We start from the raw sequence: 20,761 nt of genomic DNA, 5'->3' as shown, positions 1-20,761 counted from the left end.
CCGGCCTATGCTGCGCTCCCGTTCGGGAGGAGCAGACGTGAGCACCGCACCGCATTTCGACATCGACACGGCCGCGTTCTGGGCCGATCCCTATCCGGCGCTGGCGCAGATGCGGAAAGAGGCGCCGATCGCCTTCGTGCCGCAGCTCGGCAGCACCTTGCTGTGCCGGCGCGACGACATCTTCGTGTCCGAGAAGCAGATCGAGGTGTTCAGCTCGCATCAGCCGCAGGGGCTGATGAACCGGCTGATGGGCCACAACATGATGCGCAAGGACGGCGCGGCGCATCTGGCCGAGCGTCAGGCGATCGCGCCCGCGGTGTCGCCGCGGGCCGTGCGGTTGAATTGGCTGGCGCAGTTCCAGTCCCATGCCGACCGGCTGATCGACGCGCTCGATCCCACGGCCGAGGTCGATCTCGTCCGCGACTTCGCGCTGCCGTTCTCGGCCGAGTGCCTGAAGCTGATCACCGGCCTCACCAGCATGCGCTTCGAGGACATGAACGCGTGGTCGCAGGCGATGATCGACGGCATCGCCAACTACACTGGTGACCCCGCGGTCGAGGCGCGCTGCAACGCCGCCACATCGGGCATCGATGCCGCGATCGACGACATGCTGCCGGTGCTGGAGAAGACCCCCAATCAGAGCCTGCTCGGCGTCATGCTCGCTTCGGGCATGCCGATGGAGAGCATCCGCGCCAACATCAAGCTCGCCATTTCAGGCGGCCAGAACGAGCCGCGCGACGCGATCGCCGGCACGGTGTGGGCGCTGCTGACGCATCCGGAGCAACTCGCCGTCGCCATGAATGGCGAGGTGCGCTGGCTGCAGGTGTTCGAGGAATATGCGCGCTGGATCTCGCCGATCGGCATGTCGCCGCGGCGCATCGCAAAACCCTGGAGCATCCGCGATGTCGCCTTCGAGCCGGAGGAGCGGGTGTTCCTGATGTTCGGCTCGGCCAATCGCGACGAGAGCCACTTCCCCGATCCCGACCGCTTCGACATCCGCCGCGACGTCGGAAAGAGCATCGCCTTCGGCGCCGGCCCGCATTTCTGCGCCGGCGCCTGGGCGTCGCGCGCGATGATCGCCGACGTCGCGCTGCCGACGCTGTTCGCCCGGCTGCAGGGTCTGCGGCTCCGGCAAGACTCGCCGGTCCGCATCGGTGGCTGGGCCTTCCGCGGCCTGCTCAATCTGCCGGTCGCGTGGGATGCGACGCGGCACCGAGATCGCTAATTGACCGGCACGGGCAGCGAGACGTTGCCGATGGTGCGCAGCCCCAGGGTCAGCATGACCGTCTGGTTGATCTGCGGCGCGGCACCCGCAACCGCGTAGTTGGACGAGGTGACGTAGCTCGCGGCCAGGGTGAAGCAATCGTCGACATAGCCGGCGCCGACGAGATACTGGTTCATCTTGTTGGCCACCAGATCCCACCGCGCGCCGCCGGACACCACCCAGTTCTGCGCCACCTTGACCGAGCCGTTGCCGAGCAGGCCCTCGCGCCGGTCGAGATATCCGATCGCCGGCTGGGCGGCGTAGTTGCCGTAGGTCAGCGCGGCAGACCAGCGGTCGAAATTGACCTTGCCCTCGGCTTCGAAGCGCTGGACGTTGAGGCTCTGCTGATCGAGCCGGCTGCGCATGCTGAGCGTATAGGTGCGGTTCGGCGAGTAATCTACCCGCGTCACGTAGTCGGAGACGGTCTTGTCGAGGCCGGAGCCGATGCCGGTGTTGTTGCTGTCCTGCACGCCGTACGAGTTCAGCCCGAACAGCTGGGTGGACTGGCCGAACAGCCCGCTGACGGTACCGCCGCGGTCGAACTGCGTGCTCGCCTGGACGCCGACATTGGCGCGGCCGCCGCCCTCGACGCGGCCATAGCCGGAGAACTTGTCGACGCTGAACAGGTTGCTGGCGTCGAACACCAGGCTCTGGGCGTCCTCGTTCGGCAGCCGGCCGGCCGAGGCCTCGTTCGGCCGCACCATGACCTGCGCGATCGGTTCGATTGTCGTCGTTCCCCACGACTGCACGTTGATGAACGGGTAGCGATATTCGAGGCCCAGGGTGGGCATCAGCCGCAGCGCCTGGGTGTCGCCGGTCGGCAGGAAGTTGCCGACGCCGGGCTGCGCCGTCACGTTGGCGTTGATCGCGTCCGCACGCAGGATCGCGAACGGCGTCCAGATCTGGCCCAGGGGATCGGTGTATGAGCGCCGCCACTCCGCTTGCGCACTCAGGCGCGTGTAGGTGCCGGGTGTGGCGCGCAGCAGGCACTGCGCCGGCAGACGCGCCGCCGGATCGGCCGACAGGGCGGTGCACAGGCCGGTGGTGCTGGCCGTCGTGGTGATCGGATCGAACGCCGCCTGCTCGCGGCTCAGATTGACGAAATTCGTCTTATAGCTGAACTCGCCGCCGAGCACGGCGGTGTCGAGCACGTTCGAATAATCGAGCACCGGATAGACGACCGGCACCGTCTGCTGGTTGCCCGAGAAGCTCAGATAGTGCATCGCCCGGAGGTCGAAGAAGCTGCGGCTGCCGACCCCGGTCAGATACAGCTGCGAGATCGCCTCCGTCGGCAGGGTCATGAACGCGTTGTACGGATCGCGGTACTGGGCGAGCCGGTAGTCCGACAGGAACGTGTAGTCGGACAGCAGGACGCCGTCCCAGCCGAACGTCCATTTGTCCGACAGCGCGAACTGGCCCTTGGTATCGATGCCGCCGCGGAGCTCGCGATCGCCGGGCTGGCCGGCGAAGGCGTTGCGATCGAGCTGGTCGATGCCGTACAGGCGCACCTGATAGCTGCCACCGTCCAGGCGCTGGCGGAACTCGGTCTGCAGCAGCACGCCCTGTTTGGAGGTGAGGCGCGGCGTGAAGGTCGCGTCGTAACTCCCGTCGATCGCCCAGTAGTAGGGAATGTCGACGCCGACGCCGTAGCCGGTCGCCTGGCTGAAGCCCGGCATCAGGAAGCCGCTCTTGCGCTTGACCGTCGGATCGGGCGTCGAGAAATACGGGATGTAGGCGAGCGGGACGCCGAACATTTCGAGCTGGGCGTTCTCGAAATACAGCATCTTCTCGGTCTGGTCGTGGATGATGCGCGCACCCTTGACCTGCCACAGCGGCGGCTTCTTCGGATCGTCCCGGCACGGCGCGCAGGCGGTGTAGACGCCGTTCTCGAACACCGTGGTGTTGCCCTTGGAACGGTCGGCGCGGGTTGCCGCCATCCGCGTCTGGTCCTCGGTCTCGACCCGCAGCGAATCGACGAAGCCGTCGCGATAGTCGTCCGCCAGGTCGAGGCTGTTGGCATAGGTGATCTTGCCGTCGGCATCGGTCATGCGGATGTTGCCTTCCGCATGCAGCCGCTTGGTCTTCTGGTCGTAGATCACCCGGTCGGCCTCGACCGAGGTGCCGTTGTAGAACAGTTGCACGTTGCCGACCGCCGACACGCGCGAATTGTTGGTGTCGTATTCGACGGTGGTCGCCTGGACCAGCATCTGGTTGTCGTTGGCGACGCGCGGCGACGGCGCCTTCGGCGGGCGCGTGTTGTAGGTGAAGCTCTGCGCGGCGGCGGGCGACGGCATCATCGCGCCGGCGGCCAGCATGACACACAGGGCGAGCGCAGCGTGGCTCATCGTGCGGGACCGCATGCGGGGCGAGGGCGTGTACGCCGTTCGGGGGCCACGAAAGCTGCAGTCGGTCACCGCAGCGGGCTCCGTGATGGGACGCTTCGACATGGATTCACGCAGGACATCGCTCACGAGGCCGGAAGGTAGCAACTTGCGCCGCGCTGGTGGCTTTTTTGCGCGCTGGTGCAAACTGTGGCTCCTTCATTGACGGGATTAACTTATCGTTTTACGATAAAAATGTAAAGCAAGCCTAGCGTGCCGGCCGCGTTCGGCGCGGGTCTGTGACCGGGAGCCCACAATGAGCGCGATGTCGGCGGAGGCCGCCTTCGACGACGTCCCTGCTGCGCAGACGGCGCTGCGCAGCCGGATCAAGTGGTTGTGCCGGTCGATCCAGCTCGCTGCGGCGGTTTGGAGCGTATGGGTCCCTGGTTCATTCCTGTGGCGTTGGCTGCCGATCGATCCCGCCGGCCTGATCGGCCCGCTCGGCTACGCGTTGAAGACCGACATGTCCGGCCTGTCGGCGACGCAGGTCGAATGGTTTCTGGCTCTGACCTTGGTGGTCTGGATTCCCGATCTCGCGGTCGGTTTTTGCATCTGGCGCCTGTTCGGCACCTATTTGCAGGGGCGGATCTTCGCGGCTGATGCGGCGATCTGGATGCGTCGCGTCGGTGTCAGCGGGCTGGCCGCGGTCGCAGCCGACGTCATGGTGCGGAAAATCGGCCTGTTCGTGCTGACGAGCCACGTGCAGCTGCCGCTCTCGACCTTGCTGACCTTTCAGACCATTGTGCCCGGCGATCTGCTGCGCATCCTGTTCTCCCTGTTCGTCACCGCGCTCGCGCTGATCTTCAAGGCCGCAGCCGAGCTCGCCGACGACCACGCCAGGATCGTTTGAGAAGTTCGTTTGAGAAGATCGTTTGAGAAGATCGTTTGACCCATGCCGATCATCGTCAATCTCGACATCATGCTGGCCCGGCGCAAGATGCGCTCCAGGGAGCTCGCCGAGCGCATCGGCATCACCGAGCAGAACGTCTCGCTGCTGAAGTCGGGCAAGGTGCGCGGCGTCCGCTTCGATACGCTGGAGAAGATCTGCGACGTGCTGCGCTGCCAGCCGGGCGACATCCTCGAATACAGGCCCGACGGCGCCGAGGAGCCGCAGCGCCTCGCGGGGTGACACCGCTCGCGCGCCGGGGCGTCACCGGTGCCTCTGCGTGCAAAAAGAATGATCTTGCTGTTTTTCGGAATTCGTGCTTATCTCTGCGCAACCCGCCTCGTGCAGAGGGACGTACGCGTCGTCACGAACGTGGAGGCGGGCTGCGATGGACGTGACGGCTGTGCCAGACGAGCGCAGGCGTTGCGGACGGCGAAGTCGTGTGGTCCTGGCCTCTCGACGCTGAGGTCAAGTTCGCGAGTGAAGCTGTGACGGCTCGCGCGGGCGATGGGGGCAAGAACGCCGATCCCCAGGGAGAGCACGAAGGACACCGTAGCACCATCGCGCGGGGAAGGCCGGGATGTTCTGGCCGAACCTGTGGTGACTGCCGCCTGCATTTTTCTTCTGCAGGCGGGCCATGGGGGCGGCAGGCTCCCGGCCTTCCCCGCGCCCTCTCGTGATTCAGGAGGGACATGATCGCTGTATCACTCGGGCACGATGTGCCGCGGGAAGGCGATGATTTGTATCGAGCGGCGGGATGGAAGGTGCGAGCCGAACCCTCCGGTGTCGTCCCGGCCTTGAGCCGGGACCCATAACCCCAGGGAGCAGTGTGGGGCACGATGGCCGATCCATCTCGCCCGGCCACATCCGCCGCGGCGTATGGGTCCCGGCTCAAGGCCGGGACGACAGTGAGAATGGGGCGCGCATCGTGGCAAATCACGGAGCGCCGCAGCCCGCCTCACGCCTCCAGCGCGGTCCGGATCATGCGCGCGAGATCCGCGCTGACATACGGCTTGGCGAGCAGCAGAACGTCGGCATCGAGACGGCCGTGATGCACGATCGCGTTCTCCGTGTAGCCCGACGTATAGAGCACCTTCAGCCCGGGGCGGCGCTTCTCGGCCTCGATGGCGAGCTGGCGGCCGTTCTTGCCGCCGGGGATGATGACGTCGGTGAACAGCAGGTCGATGCGCTCGGGGCTGTCGATCAGTGCGAGGCCCTCGGCGGCATTGCTCGCGGCAAGGGTGCGATAGCCGAGCCGGCGGACCTGGGCGACGACGTAGTCGCGCACCAGCGCATCGTCCTCGACGATCAGGATGGTCTCGTCGCCCCGCGCCACGGCCGGGCGGCTGGTCTCGGCGGCCGGCAGCTGCGGCGCGCTCGCGGCCCGCGGCAGATAGAGCTTCACGGTCGTGCCGTGGCCTTCCTCGCTGTAGATCTTGACGTGGCCATTGGACTGCTTGACGAAGCCGTAGACCATGCTGAGCCCGAGGCCCGAGCCCTTGCCGACGTCCTTGGTGGTGAAGAACGGCTCGAACACCTTGTCGATCAACTGGGCTGCAATGCCTTGGCCGGTGTCGCTCACCGCGATCATGACATAGTTGCCCGGCTTGGCCTCGCGGTTGAGCCGCGCATAGTCCTCGTCGAGCGTGACGTTCTTGGTCTCCAGCGTGAGCTTGCCGCCGTCGGGCATCGCATCGCGCGCGTTGAGTGCCAAATTGAGGATTGCGGTCGAGAGCTGGCTCGGATCGATCAGCGCCGGCGCGCTGTCGTAAGCGAGCATCGATTCGATCTCGATCTGCTCGCCGAGCGTCGGGCGCAGCAGGCGGCCGGCGTCGACGACGAGAGCATTGACGTCGGTCGCGCGCGGCTGCAGCGGCTGGCGGCGGGAGAAGGCGAGCAGGTGCCGCGTCAGGTCGGCGCCGCGCTCGGCGGCGGCGCTGATCATGCTGGCGATGCCGGCGAGCTGCGGCTTGTCCTTGACCGCGTCGGCGAGGATCTCGATCGTCCCGGTGATGACGGTCAGGATGTTGTTGAAGTCGTGCGCGACGCCGCCGGTCAACTGCCCGATCGCCTCCATCTTCTGCGCCTGGCGGACCTGCGCCTCGTTGGCCTCGATCTCCTGGAATCGCTGGACCATGGCCTCGGCGGCGCGGCGCTGCCGGATTTCCTCCTCGAGCTGCGCATACGCCTTCTGCAGCACGATCCGGGTCGGCAGCACCAGGATCTGGCGCAGCATCCTGATCATGGCCGCGATGACCACGACCGAGATCAAGGCGAGCAGGGCATAGACGAGGCTCTCCGTCCTGGCGTCCAAAAGCCCGGGATCGAGGATCGAGAGCAGACGCGTGAGGCCGAACAGCGCCACGAAGACCCCGAGGGCGGCCAGGGCGCCGCGGAACATGACGTCCCTCCAGCGTCGCCACAGGTACAGAGCGATGACGGCGGAGATCGTGAAGAAGGCGCAGGCGATGAGTGCGTTGGACACGGCATACAGCCAGAACCAACCCGGCGTCTCCGGCAGGCCCGCCGCTTGCACCGTCAACGTCGGCATTTGCAAACCATCCTCAACAACGCAACGCACCGACCCCGGGGCCAGCCCGGCCTCTCGTCGCCTCAAAACAAAAGGATCATTCAGCTTTTCGCCCCTGGCGCAAGGGCCATGGCTCTTCCAGCGAAGGCCGCTCCCAGGACCGTTGTCAAAGCCTTGCCACACATCCTTAACCGCCCGGTCACGCGGCTGTTAACGCTGCCACCTAAGCCGCTCGACATCGTCATCACCAGGGGAGTGAACGAGATGTCGAACCCGATCGCGCACAACCGGCGCGAGTTCCTGCGGCTGCTCGGAGCCTCGGCGGCCACTGCGGCGCTGGGCCAGAGCATCGAGCGCGCGCATGCGATTCCGGCGTTCAACCGCCACGGCAGCATCGAGGACGTCAAGCACATCGTGGTGCTGATGCAGGAGAACCGCGCCTTCGATCATTATTTCGGCGCCATGCGCGGCGTGCGCGGCTTCAACGATCCGCGCGCCGTCAAGCTGCCGAACGGCAATCCGGTATGGCAGCAGCCGAGCGGCACGGGCTCGGTGATGCCGTTCCGCGTCGACAATGCCGGCTCGGTCTATGTCGAGGACGTAGCCCATGGCTGGAACGATGGCCAGAAGGCCTGGAACAACGGCCATTACGACAAGTGGATCGCCAACAAGGGCACCACGACGATGACCTGCATGAACCGGCAGGATCTGCCCTGGCACTACGCGCTGGCTGATGCGTTCACGGTGTGCGATCAGTATTTCTGCTCGGTGATGGGACCGACCGATCCCAACCGCTATTATCTGTGGACCGGCTGGGACGGCAATGACGGCAAGAACGGCGGCCCGGTCATCACCAATGCCGAGGCCGGCTACGATTGGACCACGTTCCCGGAGCGGCTGGAGAAGGCCGGCATCTCCTGGAAGGTCTATCAGGACATCGGCGTCGGACTGACCGCGGCCGGCTTCTGGGGGTGGACCGAAAATCCCTGGATCGGCAATTACGGCGACAACTCGCTGCTGTACTTTCACCAGTACCAGAATGCGCAAGCCGGCAGCCCGCTGTATGAAAAGGCGCTGCGCGGCAGCAACATCGCCAATGGCGGCACATTCGAGAACCTGTTCGACGGGCTGCGCAACGACGTCCGCAACGGCACGCTGCCGCAGGTGTCGTGGATCGCAGCTCCGGAAGCGTTCAGCGAGCATCCGAACTGGCTGCCGGGGCCAGGCGCCTGGTACATCTCCAAGGTGCTCGACATCCTGACGTCGAATCCGGAGCTGTGGAGCAAGACGGCGCTGCTCATCAACTACGACGAGGGCGGCGGCTTCTTCGATCACGTCGTCGGTCCGTATCCGGCGATGTCGCAGTCTTGGGGACAGTCGACCGTCGATGTCAGCACCGATTTGTTCGCCGGTGACGCGAATCATCTCGCCGGTCCCTATGGGCTCGGCGTGCGCGTGCCGATGATGGTGGTGTCGCCATGGTCGCGCGGCGGCTACGTCTGCTCTGAGGTCTTCGACCACACCTCGGTGATCCGCTTCATCGAGCGGCGCTTCCATCACAAGGCGCCCGATCTGTTCGAGACCAACATCCCGGCGTGGCGGCGCGCGGTGTGCGGCGATCTCACCTCGGCGTTCAACTTTGCATCGCCCAACGAAGGCATGGCGCCGCTCCCGAGCACGGTCGGCTACAAGCCGCCGGTGGCGGACATCACCTCCGGCGCCCGCTTCGACGACTATCACCCGGTGCCGCCGGCCAAGCAGGTCCTGCCGCCGCAGGAGCCGGGCATCCGTCCGGCGCGCGCGCTGCCCTACGATCTCCGGGTCGATGGCGATGCCGACGCGGCGCAGAAGACGTTCTCGATCCGCTTCGTGAATCCTGGCCGGGCCGGCGTCTGCTTCCACGTTCGCTCCGGCAACACCGCGACCGGCCCGTGGAGCTACACGGTCGAGGCCGGCAAGTCGCTGACCGGCGTGTGGGACCTCGCCGCCAGCGCCGGCCAGTATGATCTGTCGGTGTACGGGCCGAACGGCTTCTTCCGCCACTTCAAGGGCGGCGTCGCCACGACAGCCGCGCTGATCGACGTCGATACCGTCCACGTCTGCGATTGGGACGGCGGCGACGACACGCGCAGCCTCGCGATCGCGCTGACCAACAAGGGTGCGACCTGCATCGTGACGCTGACCGACAACTATACGGGACGCAGCGAGCGGCATCGCCTGCAGCGTGGCCAGCGGCTGGAGACACAGGCCCGTCTGCAGCAGACCCACGGCTGGTACGACCTCGCCGTGACCGCTGATACCGATGCCGGCTTCAACTGGCAGTTCGCAGGCCATGTCGAGAACGGCCGGCCGAGCATCAGCGATCCGGCGATGGGCAGGATTGCCGCGACCTGATCGCGGACAAAAACACGATGCGTCCGGAGCGATCCGGGCGCATCCTTACGACGAGGATGCAACGAGACCTTGTTCGTTCGACGTGTCATCCGCATTGGGATCGCCGGGGGCGGTGGCCCAGGCGAGCTCGACCAGGGTGATGATGCGTCGCCCGGTGCCGTCGAGCTGGCAGACGATCAGCCCCTGGTCCTCGATATAGGTCAGCAGCCGCTGCGCCCGGCGCAGCGAATGCGAGCCATAGGCGCGGGCGATGGCGGCATCGCTCGGGCAGGGACGGCCATCCTTGGCGGCGCGGGCGATCATCATGAACACGCCCTGCATGTCCTCCGGCAGCAGCGAGGCGCGCAAGCTGACGTCCTGCCAGCCGGCGTCGTCGGAGGCTGCGTCGCCGCCGAGGCCGGCGCGGGCGCGGGTCAGCATGCGGCGGAAGTCGTTGAGATCGGGTACGGCCGTGCCGAGCCCCTCGATGCGGCAGCGGACGACGAACTCCTGGTAGAGCACGCCGACGGCGCGGAAGCCGGCGTCGGGCTCGGCCAGCACCGCGCGCAGCACCCGCTCGACGCGGGCGCGGCGCTCGGCGAGTTCCTCCTCGCTGACCTCCGGAGGCGGCGGCTCGGGGCGCAGCTCGAGCGCGGCGGATTTCGCCGCGATCAGCTGGTCGAGCAGCTCGGGCTGCGGCTTGCGCTGCGGCCGCGCGGTGGTCTCGGGCGGCGGCGCGGCGAGGATCACCGCGCGGGCGTCCTCGAGCGAGGCCTCCGGCAGCGGCGTCAGCCGCGGCGTCGCATTGCGCGGCTTGGTGTCGGTCGGGCCGATGCGCAAGCCGAGCGGCCGGCGCGACAGCGCCGGTCCGAGCGCCATGAACTGGCCGCGCTCGAGGTCGCGAAACGCCTCGGCCTGGCGTCGCTCCATGCCGAGCAGGTCGGCGGCGCGGGCCATGTCGATGTCGAGGAAGGTGCGGCCCATGAGAAAGTTCGAGGCCTCGGCCGCGACGTTCTTGGCAAGCTTCGCCAGCCGCTGCGTCGCGATCACCCCCGCCAGCCCGCGTTTGCGGCCGCGGCACATCAGGTTGGTCATCGCACCGAGCGAGGCCTTGCGCGCCTCGTCGGACACTTCGCCGGCCACGGCGGGAGCGAACAGCTGGGCTTCGTCGACCACGACCAGCATCGGATACCAGTGGTCGCGCGAGATTTCGAACAGGCCGTTGAGGAAGGCGGCCGCGCGCCGCATCTGGTTCTCGGCGTCGAGGCCCTCGAGGTTGAGCACCGTGGAGACGCGATGGATCCGCGCCCGCTCGCCGGCGACCTGCAGTGCGCGCTCGGTGTGGTCCTCGGCCGCGATGACGAGATGGCCGAATCGCTCCGCCAAGGTGACGAAATCGCCCTCGGGATCGATGATCGTCTGCTGCACCCAGGGCGCGCTCTGCTCCAGCAGCCGGCGCAGCAGATGCGATTTGCCGGAGCCGGAATTGCCCTGCACGAGGAGGCGGGTCGCCAGGAGTTCTTCGAGGTCCAGGGCCGCAGGCGATCCCGCCGCCGTCTGCCCCATCTCGATTGCAACCGTCATGTGCCCCGACTCATACGCGCCTGTCGCAGAGCCGGCCGCTTAACAAGCCGAGGCCGTCGCGTCGAGCATTCCTGCCCGTTTGTCCCGTGTTCAGGATCGGCTGTGGATGATTTCCCGCAATATGGAACTTCGAGACTGCCGCCGGTTCCACCGAAGCCGCTTGTCGACAAGGAAGTCGCGGTGCTTGGCGCAACCTTACGTTTGACGATACGATGCAAAAAAAGGGGCAGCGAGTGAATGAGCATTCGGACGCCGTCCGCGCGGACACGCAGATGCTCGAGCCCCGGGCCGACGTCCTGCAGGGCGCCGACGCGATGGAGCGTCTGCGCGCCAGCGAGGAGCGTTTCCGCGCCTTCGTGACCGCGAGCTTCGACGTCGTCTATTGCATGAGCCCGGACTGGAGCGAGATGCGCTATCTCCAGGGCAAGGATTTCATCGCTGATACGATGACCCCGAGCCAGCGCTGGCTAACGAAGTACGTCCCTCCCGACGACCAGCCGCAGGTGCTGGCGGCCGTCAGCAGGGCCATTGCGGCGAAGAGCGTGTTCGAGTTGGAGCACCGCGTCATCAGGGTCGACGGCACGCTTGGCTGGGCGCATTCGCGCGCCGTTCCCATGCTGGCTGGCGATGGCACCGTCCTCGAATGGTTCGGCGCAGCGCGCGACATCACCGAGCAGAAGCTGGCTGAACAGGCATTGCGCAAGAGCGAGGAGCGGCTGCGCAGCGCGGTCGAGGTCGGGCGGCTGGGTCTATGGGACTGGAACGTCACAACCGGCGAGGTCTATTGGTCGGACGAGCATTTCCGCATGGAAGGCTATGACGTTGGAGAAGTGGCCCCGAGCTACGAAGCCTGGACGGCGCGTCTTCACCCAGAGGACCGGGCCGAAACCGAGGCGGCGCTGCGGCGGGCGATGGATCTGCGCGAGGACTATGCGCGCGAGTTTCGCGTCATCCATCCTAATCGCAGCGTGCGCTGGCTGTATGGCCGCGGCCGCTTCTTCTACGACGAGGCCGGGCGGGCGACCCGCATGACGGGCGCGATGATCGACGTCACCGAGCGGCGCGAGTGGGAGGAGCGGCAGACGGTGCTGGTGGCCGAGCTGCAGCATCGCACCCGCAACCTGTTGGGCGTCGTTCGTTCGATGGCCGACAAGACGGCCCGCGCGAGCGCCGATCTCACCGACTTCCGCGCCCGCTTTCGTGACCGGCTCGATACGCTGTCGCGTGTGCAGGGCCTGCTGTCGCGCCTCAAGGAGCACGACCGGGTCACGTTCGACGATCTGATCCGCAGCGAACTGTCCGCGGTTGCCGGAACGTCCGAGCGCGTCAGGCTCGGCGGTCCAGCGGGGGTGAGGCTGCGGTCGTCGACCGTGCAGATGCTTGCAATGGCAATCCATGAGCTCGCCACCAACGCCGTGAAATATGGCGCGCTGGCGCAGCCCTCGGGCCGGCTCGCAGTGGTCTGGTCGCTCGAGCGCGCCGGCGCGGGCCAGAGACCCTGGCTGCACATCGAATGGCGCGAGAGCGGCGTCGACATGCCGCCTCCCGGCGTCGTGCCCGGCGGCACGGGGCAGGGACGCGAGCTGATCGAGCTGGCCTTGCCCTATCAGCTCAGCGCCAGGACCTCCTATAAGTTCGCCCCCGGCGGTGTCAGCTGCACGATTTCGATCCCCGTTTCACTCGCCACACTGGAGCTCGAGGGCCATGCCTGAACGCCCGCTGCGTGATCGTCATATCCTCATCATCGAGGACGAATACATGCTGGCCGATGAGCTGCGCTGCGAACTCGGCGAGGCCGGCGCAACGGTTCTGGGACCGGTCGGAACCGTTGCGGATGCCCTCGTGCTGATCGAGCGCGAGGGGCTGATCGAGGGCGCCGTGCTCGACGTCAATCTGCGCGGCGAGATGGCGTTCCCGGTGGCTGACCTGCTGATCGAACGCGGCGTCCCCTTCGTCTTCACCACGGGCTACGACGAATCCATCATTCCCGGGCGGTTCTCGAACATCCTCCGCTGCGAGAAGCCGATCGCGGTCGAAGGCATCATCGGCGTGCTCGGACGCATGGTCGAGACCGGGGCGAGACAATGACTCGCCCGCGGCCTAGTCCCGCCAGACGAGAGGCTGAGGACTCACACTTCTCGCCGGCTGAGGAAGGCGAGCCGCTCGAACAGGTGCACGTCCTGCTCGTTCTTCAAGAGCGCGCCATGCAGCGGCGGAATCAGTTTGCGCGGATCGCGCTCGCGCAACTGCTCGGGGCCGATGTCCTCGTTGAGCAGCAGCTTGAGCCAATCGAGCAGCTCCGAGGTCGAGGGCTTCTTCTTCAGGCCGGGCACGTCGCGGACCTCGAAGAAGATGCGCAGCGCCTCCTCGACCATCCGCTTCTTGATGTTCGGGAAGTGGACGTCGACGATGCGGCCCATCGTGTCGGCATCGGGGAACTTGATGTAGTGGAAGAAGCAGCGGCGCAGGAAGGCATCCGGCAGTTCCTTCTCGTTGTTGGAGGTGATGATGACGATCGGACGCAGCGCGGCCTTGATGGTCTCGTTGGTCTCGTAGACGTGGAATTCCATCCGGTCGAGCTCCAGCAGGAGGTCGTTCGGGAATTCGATGTCGGCCTTGTCGATCTCGTCGATCAGCAGCACCGGGCGCTGCGGCGCGGTGAAGGCCTCCCACAGCTTGCCGCGCTTGATGTAGTTCTTGATGTCGGAGACCCTGCTGTCGCCGAGCTGGCTGTCGCGCAGCCGCGACACGGCGTCGTATTCATAGAGGCCCTGCTGCGCCTTGGTGGTCGACTTGATGTGCCAGGTAAGCAGCGGCGCGTTGACAGCTTTCGCGACTTCTTCGGCCAGCACGGTCTTGCCGGTGCCGGGCTCGCCCTTCACCAGCAGCGGGCGCTCGAGCACGATCGCCGCGTTGACGGCCACTTTGAGGTCGTCGGTGGCGACGTAGTCCTGGGTGCCGGTAAATTTCATCGCGCCTCGCTTGTCGGTCGAACTTGTGTTGAGTGGCTACGCAGCGGCAATGGCCGTTGCGGCTTTGATATGATGGCTGCCATTGGAAGGAGAAATAATCAAGCGCGCCGGATCAGCGAAAGGATCACGAGCACGATGACGGCGCCGACCGTGGCGTCCAGGATGGCCCCTAAGGTGCCGCTGGCGAGCGCAATGTGCAGCGCCGGCAGCACGTAGCTCGCGACCAGCGCGCCGATGATGCCAATGACCATGTTGCCGATCAGGCCAAAACCGGCGCCGCGCACGATCAGCCCGGCCAGCCATCCGGCGATCGCGCCGATGATCAGTGCCGCAATGATACCCATGAAAGCCCCCATTCCACTGTTGTTCCCGGGGATTGTAGAGCAAAAAGCCGGCCGGTCCAGGCCGCCGCGCGGGGCGCGGCCCTTGACGCGCCCTCCCGGCCGCGCGATCTAATGGGCATGTTCCTGCAATTCTTCACAGCACTGCGCGACGCGCAGGTCCCGGTCTCCTTACGTGAATATCTCACGCTGATGGAGGCCGTTGACGCCGATCTCGCCGAGCATTCGGTCGAGAACTTCTACTATCTGTCGCGGACGGCGCTGGTGAAGGACGAGCGCAATCTCGACAAGTTCGATCGGGTGTTTGGCACCGTGTTCAAGGGGCTGGAGAACCTACTCGACGCGATGGAGAAGGCCGAGATCCCCGAGGAATGGCTGAAGAAGCTGGCCGAGAAATACCTCACGGAGGAGGAAAAGAAAGAGATCGAGGCCATGGGCTGGGACAAGCTCATGGAGACCTTGAAGAAGCGCCTGGAGGAGCAGAAGGGGCGACATCAGGGTGGCAGCAAATGGATCGGCACGGCCGGCACCTCGCCGTTCGGCGCCTATGGCTATAACCCGGAAGGCGTCCGGATCGGCCAGGACAAGAACCGCAACAATCGCGCCGTGAAGGTGTGGGACCGCCGCGAGTTCAAGGATCTCGACGGCAATGTCGAGCTCGGCATCCGCAACATCAAGGTGGCGCTGCGCCGCCTGCGCAAATTCGCCCGTACCGGCGCGCCTGACGAACTCGATCTCGACACCACCATCCGCGAGACCGCGAACCACGGCTATCTCGACGTCCACATGCGGCCCGAGCGACGCAATGCGGTGAAGGTGCTGGTGTTCTTCGACATCGGCGGCTCGATGGATTCCCATGTCGCCCAGGTCGAGGAGCTATTCTCCGCCGCGAAAAGCGAATTCAAGCACATGGAATATTTCTACTTCCACAACTGCCTCTATGAGGGCGTGTGGAAGCAGAACAAGCGGCGCTTTTCCGACCGCACGCCGACCTGGGACGTGCTGCACAAATATCCGCACGACTACAAGGTCGTGTTCGTCGGTGACGCCTCGATGTCGCCTTACGAGATCATGGTGCCCGGCGGCTCGGTCGAGCACGTCAACGAGGAGCCGGGATCGGTCTGGCTCGACCGCGTCATCCGCACCTATCCGCATGCGGTGTGGCTCAATCCGGTGGCGCAGAAGCACTGGGATTATTCCGAGTCCACCACCCTGATCCGCCGCATCTTCTCCGAGCGCATGTATCCGATCACGATCGAGGGGCTGGAAGCGGCGATGAAGGAGCTGGTGAGGTAAGGCGCGCGCGTCCTTTCGCTGGGTCTGCAAGCTGCCCCGGAATGACCGCACAACGACACCGAGGACGAGGACATGCCCCAGACCATCACCCGCGGCATCAAGGCGCTGATCGACGAGGCCAATGCCGAAATCGAGACGCTGTCCGCGGCCGACGCGATCGAGGCGGCCAAGCGTGACGACGTCGTGATCGTAGATATCCGCGATCCGCGCGAGATCGAGCGCGAGGGCAGGATCCCCGGCGCGTTCTCCTGCACCCGCGGCATGCTGGAGTTCTGGATCGATCCGCAGAGCCCTTACGCCAAGCCGGTCTTTCAGCAGGACAAGACCTTCATCTTCCACTGCGCCGGCGGCCTGCGCTCGGCGCTGGCGGCCAAGACCGCGCAGGACATGGGCCTGAAGCCGGTGGCCCATATCGGCGGCGGCTTCGCGGCGTGGCGCGAGGCCGGCGGCCCGGTCGAGGCGTGGGCGCCGAAGAAGAAGGATTGAGACTTGTTCGTCACAGGCGGGCTTGACCCGCGTGTCCATCGCTTCGACAAGGTGGATCGCCGGATCAGGTCCGGCGATGACGCCTGAATGTGATGCTTGGAGTTTTCGCAGATGACCAACGCTGACGACCCGCTCGTCTCCACCGACTGGCTCGCCGCTCATCTCGGCGATCCCAAGGTCAGGGTGCTCGACGCGACCTTCAAGATGCCCGGCGTGCTGCCGCTGCCGAAGGACGACTATCTCAAGGCGCACATTCCCGGCGCAGCGTTTTTCGATGTCGATGAGGTCTCGGACCACTCCAACCCGCTGCCGCACATGTATCCGAGCGCGGAGCAGTTCGGCCGCGATGCAGGCCGGCTCGGCGTCAGCAACGGCGATACGGTGGTGGTCTATGATTCCGGTGGCTGGATCGCAGCCCCGCGCGCGTGGTGGATGTTCCTGTCGTTCGGCCACGCCGACGTGCGCGTTCTTGACGGTGGTCTGAAGAAGTGGATCGCCGAGGGACGCCCGGTCGACAGCGGCCAGGTGACGCCGGCGCCAGGCAGCTTCAGCGCGCGATTCGACGCCGCGCGGGTGCGCAAGATCGAGCAGATGGTTGCCAATCTCGTTGGCGGCGCCGAGCAGGTGATCGATGCCCGCCAGGCGCCGCGTTTCGCAGGCGAGGTGGCCGAGCCCAGGCCCGGCCTGCGGTCCGGCCACATTCCCGGCAGCCGCAATCTGCCTTATGCGGAGCTGTTCGACGCCGCGACCGGCGTGATGAAGCCGCTCGAGGATCTGCGCAAGGCATTCAGCGCGGCCGGAGTTGATCTCGCGAAGCCGATCGTGACCTCCTGCGGCTCCGGCGTATCGGCGGCCGTCTTGACGCTGGCGCTGTATCGCCTCGGCACCCGCGACACCGCGCTCTATGACGGCTCCTGGTCGGAATGGGGTGTCGAGAACGGCCCGCCGGTTGCGACCGGGCCGGCCTGATCCGCGCCTTCTCCTACCGCGTGCGCGGCCCGGCCGCCTGCTGGCCCACGGCCTGGGGCTGACCAAATGGCTGCTGTCCGAATGGATCGGGGAAGGCCTGCGGTTGCTGTTGCTCGCTCGCAGCCTGGCGTGCGGCCCGCGCCCGCTGTGCGTAGCGCCGCTGCTTCGCGCGCTTCGCCGCGAGCTGCTTCTCGCGAGCCTGACGCTTCTTCAGGACGCTCCGGCGCAGCTGCACGCTCGCCACCTTCACCGAGGCGCGATGCTCGCTGGCGGCGGGCCGGTCCTGATGGAGCGGCTGTTCAGCCAGGGCCGCGAGCTTGGCGGCGATGGGATCGAGCACGGCTGCCGAAGGCGCCGGGGGGGATGACGGCGGCGTCGCCGTCGCCATCGTCGGATCTGCGCTGGCCAGGATTTGAGGGGCGGGCGGCGGCGCGGCGGCCACGATCGTTGCGCTCGGGGCTGGCGACATGGTGGGGCTCGCGGCAGCGCTCGAAGGGGTGTCCACTGTCGGCTTGTCGGCCGCCTTGTCGAGGGGGGCAATGGCCGCAGCAACCGGGTCCGCAATCCCACGCTCCAGCTTTGCGTTTTCGCCGCGATCATCGCTCACGGCGACCATGCTCGGCAGCGCGGGGATCTTGGTGGTATCGACCGTTTCCGCGGGCAGCGACGGGGTCGGCAATGCAGGCGCCTCGGCGACCGGCGTGGCGTCAATCGTCTCAGGCGCCGGTGCCGCGGCCGGCGGCGCGCTGGGCTGGTCGACGGGCGCGGCCGCGGTGACATCGGCAACGACCGGCGGCGTCAGCGGCGGGGGCGGACTCGGCTCGACCCGCAGCACGGCCAGAACCGGCGCCGGTTCGGCCGGAGGCAGAAACGTCGTGAATCCCGAGGCCTGAGTCGAGCGCCACGACGAGTTGCTGGCGAACTGCTCATGGGCGGCGCGCAACAGGGCAGCAGCGCCCATGCCGAAGATGGTGAGAGAGATTGAACAGACGATCGCGGCGACCAGAAAACGAAAGCCGGGAAGCATTGACGGGAACTCTCGCCTCGGCAGCGGGACTGCCGAGACCTTCGAGCCATTAGGGAACGCGGTGATCACAGGGAATGGCCGCGTTCGCGACGGAGCCGGCTTCTGCCGCGCATCACGAATCAGGCTGAAGTCAGAATACCGCAAGCGTTCCGGCTCGCTCGGCAAATCGCGGCATTGATGCGGCTTGCGGCGGCTGTGTTGCACTTTTTCGGGAGCGTGAGACTTCCGTGCAACGACGGAGACATGATCACAAATTGCCGAAATGGGACCGCACTGGCCCGATTTGTCTTGAATGCGCCGCTATCTTCGGCCATCTGGCAACGCAAAGGTCCCAATCGGCGGCTTGGGGATACTGCAAGGGCGATGATGATCAGACAAATCCTGACGGTTTGCGCGGTCGCGGCAGCGGGCGTGGCGGCGACCTCCTTTGCCGAGGCACAGCAGGTCTATCAGACGGCGCCTGGTGCGTATTCGCCCCAGGCCACGCCTTACCCCGCTGACCCGCGCGGCCAGGGGCCGGATTTCGACGCGCTCGACGACGAGGATGCGCCGGGCAACTCGGCTGCGCTGCCGCCGCCCGGTCCGGTGATGTCTCCGGATGATCCGCGCTATGGCCGCCCGACCGGCGCCCCGGTCTACGGCGCTGGCCCCGTGATGTCGCCGGACGATCCGCGTTACGGCCGCCCGGCCGGTCCGCCCGCCGTGATCTATGCCGATCGCCCCGACGCGAGGCAGCAGCCTTATGGCACCACCTACGGCAATGCCGCGCCCGGTGGCGATGCCGGCGCGCCGCGTCCGCCCGGCGTCGTGGGGGGCGCGTCCTCCGTGCCGGGCACCGCGCAGGCCCCCGCAGGTGACCGCCCGATGACGGTCGCCGCGCTGCCGCCGGAAGAGCAGCCGGACGCTGCGCCGGCGCCGCTCCCAGCCAATCTGCGCCGCCAGGAAGTCGACTTCGTCACCAAGGAGCCGGCGGGAACGATCGTCGTCGACACGCCCAACACCTATCTCTACCTGGTGCTCGGGAACGGCCGGGCGATGCGCTACGGCGTCCGTGTCGGCCGCGAAGGCTTCACCTGGACCGGCGTACAGAAGATCACCAAGAAGACCGAGTGGCCGGACTGGTATCCGCCGAGCGAGATGATCGAGCGTCAGCCCTATCTGCCGCGCTTCATGGCCGGCGGCCCGGGCAATCCGCTCGGCGCCCGCGCCATGTATCTCGGCTCGACCGTGTACCGCATCCACGGCACCAACCAGCCGTCGACGATCGGCAAGTTCGTCTCTTCCGGCTGCATCGGCATGCTCAATGACGACGTGTCCGACCTGTTCGATCGCGTCAAGGTCGGCACCCGCGTGGTCGTGATGCCGGGCGGGGCGCCTCCGGGCTCGGCCAAGAACATGGCCGCCGCGGCTGGCTCAGCGCCACCGTCGCAGGCTCCGGTTCAGGCCCAGGCCACTGTGCCGGGCGGCCAGCCGACCACGATGCAGCCACTGCCGCCGCCGGTGACCATTCGCTGAACATCTTCGATCGATTGCGAAACACCCTCCCTGCGGAGGGTGTTTTGCTTTGGAGATTTGCCCGCCGTTGCGTTCAGGCCAGCCGCCGCGGCAACTCGGCGCCGCCGAGCCAGGCGGCGATGCAGTCCACCATCTGGCCGTAATGGGCGCGAAAGCTCTCCTCGGTGACGTAGCCGAGATGCGGCGTGAGTACGACGTTGTCGAGCCCGCGCAGCGGATGCGCGACCGGCAGCGGCTCGACGGCAAACACGTCGAGCCCGGCGCCGGCGATGCGCCTCTCACGCAGAGCCTGCAGCAGCGCCGGCTCATCCACGATCGGTGCCCGCGAGGTATTGACGAGGTAGGCGGTCGGTTTCATCCGGGCGAGCTCGGCGGCACCGACCAGGCCGCGCGAGCGGTCGCTGAGCACGACATGGACCGTGATGATGTCTGCGGTCGCGAACAACTCGTCCTTGGTCGCGTAGCCGACGCCCGCTTCCTTGCAGCGCTCCGGTGTCAGGTTGGGGCTCCAGGCGATGACGTTCATCCCGAACGCCTTGGCGAGCCCTGCGACCTTGGTGCCGAGCTTGCCAAGGCCGATGACGCCCAGCGTCCGGCCCTCGATCTCCACGCCGCCCAGCGCCTGCCACGGTGCCCCCGCGTGCATGCGGGCATTTTCCTGTCCGATCCTGCGGGTCAGCTCCAGGATCAGTCCCATGGTCAGCGGCGCCGTGGGATCACGGCCGTATTGCGTGCCGCAGACGATGATGCCGCGCGCCTTGGCGGCCTCCGTGTCGATGGCGGCGTTGCGCATCCCGGAAGTGATCAGCAGCTTGAGCCTTGGCAGCCGTTCGATCAGTGCGCGTGGGAACGGTGTCCGCTCACGCATCGCGCAGATGATGTCCATGTCGGCCAGCGCGCTCGCGGCCGCTTCCTCGCCGTCGAATGGATGGGTGAAGGCCGTGACATCGACCTTGTCGGCCAGTCGGGGCCAATCGGCCAGGGAGAGGGCCGTGTCGTAATAGTCGTCGAGAATTGCACAGCGCAGCTGCGTCATGGGGCGGATCCATTCGGGGCGGCCATGGCGACGCGCGAGGTCGCCTTCAGCGAATGGATGTCATCGTTGCGCACAAAGCGCCAGCGGCGCAAGCGGGCCAG

17 protein-coding genes are annotated in these 20,761 nt (G+C 66.6%); 10 read left to right on the top strand and 7 right to left on the bottom strand.

The genetic code is table 11. The features are described 5' to 3' along the window. Positions 1–37: 37 nt before the first annotated feature. Complete coding sequence (locus QQL87_RS15760; RefSeq protein WP_284419792.1) at positions 38–1,225, top strand: cytochrome P450; 1,188 nt, start codon at positions 38–40, stop codon at positions 1,223–1,225. Here the strand turns inward: QQL87_RS15760 and QQL87_RS15755 are convergent. After that, positions 1,222–3,579, bottom strand: a complete 2,358-nt coding sequence (locus tag QQL87_RS15755; protein ID WP_502871180.1) for an LPS-assembly protein LptD — start codon at positions 3,577–3,579, stop codon at positions 1,222–1,224. The two genes, QQL87_RS15760 and QQL87_RS15755, sit on opposite strands and share 4 nt — an antisense overlap. A 322-nt stretch (positions 3,580–3,901) precedes the next feature. Here QQL87_RS15755 and QQL87_RS15750 point away from each other — a divergent pair, with 322 nt between their 5' ends. Together QQL87_RS15750 and QQL87_RS15745 are read left to right on the top strand one after the other, a co-directional pair. Further along, positions 3,902–4,495: a DUF2975 domain-containing protein gene (locus QQL87_RS15750; protein ID WP_284419794.1), complete on the top strand. Its 594-nt coding sequence runs from the start codon at positions 3,902–3,904 to the stop codon at positions 4,493–4,495. Positions 4,496–4,537: 42 nt separating this feature from the next. After that, positions 4,538–4,774: a helix-turn-helix domain-containing protein gene (locus tag QQL87_RS15745; RefSeq protein ID WP_284419795.1), complete on the top strand. Its 237-nt coding sequence runs from the start codon at positions 4,538–4,540 to the stop codon at positions 4,772–4,774. Positions 4,775–5,489: 715 nt separating this feature from the next. Here QQL87_RS15745 and QQL87_RS15740 read toward each other — a convergent pair. Next, entirely contained in the window at positions 5,490–7,082 is a 1,593-nt protein-coding gene (locus QQL87_RS15740; RefSeq protein ID WP_502871176.1) for an ATP-binding protein, read from the bottom strand. Between the two features lie 243 nt (positions 7,083–7,325). Here QQL87_RS15740 and QQL87_RS15735 point away from each other — a divergent pair, with 243 nt between their 5' ends. Beyond that, on the top strand, positions 7,326–9,455 hold the full coding sequence (locus tag QQL87_RS15735) for a phosphocholine-specific phospholipase C (RefSeq protein ID WP_284419797.1): 2,130 nt from the start codon (positions 7,326–7,328) through the stop codon (positions 9,453–9,455). 45 nt (positions 9,456–9,500) lie between these two features. Here the strand turns inward: QQL87_RS15735 and QQL87_RS15730 are convergent, their stop codons facing one another. Further along, entirely contained in the window at positions 9,501–11,018 is a 1,518-nt protein-coding gene (locus QQL87_RS15730) for a helicase HerA domain-containing protein (RefSeq protein WP_284419798.1), read from the bottom strand. Positions 11,019–11,290: 272 nt separating this feature from the next. Here QQL87_RS15730 and QQL87_RS15725 point away from each other — a divergent pair, with 272 nt between their 5' ends. Beyond that, a complete protein-coding gene (locus QQL87_RS15725; protein WP_284419799.1) occupies positions 11,291–12,730 on the top strand; it encodes a sensor histidine kinase in 1,440 nt (479 codons plus the stop codon). Continuing rightward, positions 12,723–13,106 (top strand): response regulator, encoded by a 384-nt coding sequence (locus tag QQL87_RS15720; protein ID WP_284419801.1) that lies wholly within the window; start codon positions 12,723–12,725, stop codon positions 13,104–13,106. The genes QQL87_RS15725 and QQL87_RS15720 overlap by 8 nt, the downstream gene beginning before the upstream one ends. Before the next feature lie 41 nt (positions 13,107–13,147). On the opposite strand, the gene QQL87_RS15715 is transcribed toward QQL87_RS15720, so the two are convergent. Then, positions 13,148–13,990 carry an AAA family ATPase gene (locus tag QQL87_RS15715; RefSeq protein ID WP_284419802.1) on the bottom strand — a complete coding sequence of 281 codons (843 nt, stop codon included), beginning with the start codon at positions 13,988–13,990 and terminating at the stop codon, positions 13,148–13,150. Positions 13,991–14,088: 98 nt separating this feature from the next. Continuing rightward, positions 14,089–14,334 carry a GlsB/YeaQ/YmgE family stress response membrane protein gene (locus QQL87_RS15710; RefSeq protein WP_284419803.1) on the bottom strand — a complete coding sequence of 82 codons (246 nt, stop codon included), beginning with the start codon at positions 14,332–14,334 and terminating at the stop codon, positions 14,089–14,091. A 117-nt stretch (positions 14,335–14,451) separates the two neighbouring features. On the opposite strand from QQL87_RS15710, the gene QQL87_RS15705 reads away from it, so the two are divergent. The 3 genes from QQL87_RS15705 to sseA all read left to right on the top strand — a co-directional run bounded on the left by QQL87_RS15705 (position 14,452) and on the right by sseA (position 17,082). Next, positions 14,452–15,627 carry a vWA domain-containing protein gene (locus tag QQL87_RS15705; RefSeq protein WP_284419805.1) on the top strand — a complete coding sequence of 392 codons (1,176 nt, stop codon included), beginning with the start codon at positions 14,452–14,454 and terminating at the stop codon, positions 15,625–15,627. Between the two features lie 72 nt (positions 15,628–15,699). After that, positions 15,700–16,113 (top strand): rhodanese-like domain-containing protein, encoded by a 414-nt coding sequence (locus QQL87_RS15700; protein WP_284419807.1) that lies wholly within the window; start codon positions 15,700–15,702, stop codon positions 16,111–16,113. Between the two features lie 111 nt (positions 16,114–16,224). After that, the gene (gene sseA / locus QQL87_RS15695; protein WP_284419809.1) at positions 16,225–17,082 is read left to right on the top strand and encodes a 3-mercaptopyruvate sulfurtransferase; all 858 of its coding nucleotides are present in this window, start codon (positions 16,225–16,227) and stop codon (positions 17,080–17,082) included. Positions 17,083–17,095: 13 nt separating this feature from the next. Here sseA and QQL87_RS15690 read toward each other — a convergent pair whose 3' ends face one another. Continuing rightward, positions 17,096–18,109: a hypothetical protein gene (locus tag QQL87_RS15690; RefSeq protein ID WP_284419810.1), complete on the bottom strand. Its 1,014-nt coding sequence runs from the start codon at positions 18,107–18,109 to the stop codon at positions 17,096–17,098. A gap of 363 nt (positions 18,110–18,472) precedes the next feature. On the opposite strand from QQL87_RS15690, the gene QQL87_RS15685 reads away from it, so the two are divergent. Beyond that, on the top strand, positions 18,473–19,624 hold the full coding sequence (locus QQL87_RS15685) for a L,D-transpeptidase (protein ID WP_284419811.1): 1,152 nt from the start codon (positions 18,473–18,475) through the stop codon (positions 19,622–19,624). A gap of 73 nt (positions 19,625–19,697) precedes the next feature. On the opposite strand, the gene QQL87_RS15680 is transcribed toward QQL87_RS15685, so the two are convergent. Then, the gene (locus QQL87_RS15680) at positions 19,698–20,660 is read right to left on the bottom strand and encodes a D-2-hydroxyacid dehydrogenase family protein (protein ID WP_284419813.1); all 963 of its coding nucleotides are present in this window, start codon (positions 20,658–20,660) and stop codon (positions 19,698–19,700) included. Positions 20,661–20,761 lie beyond the last annotated feature (101 nt).

Origin of the sequence: Bradyrhizobium sp. SSBR45G (assembly GCF_030159255.1) — a bacterium.
Classification (GTDB): Bacteria; Pseudomonadota; Alphaproteobacteria; order Rhizobiales; family Xanthobacteraceae; genus Bradyrhizobium.
This window is presented reverse-complemented; position numbering and strand designations above follow the sequence as displayed.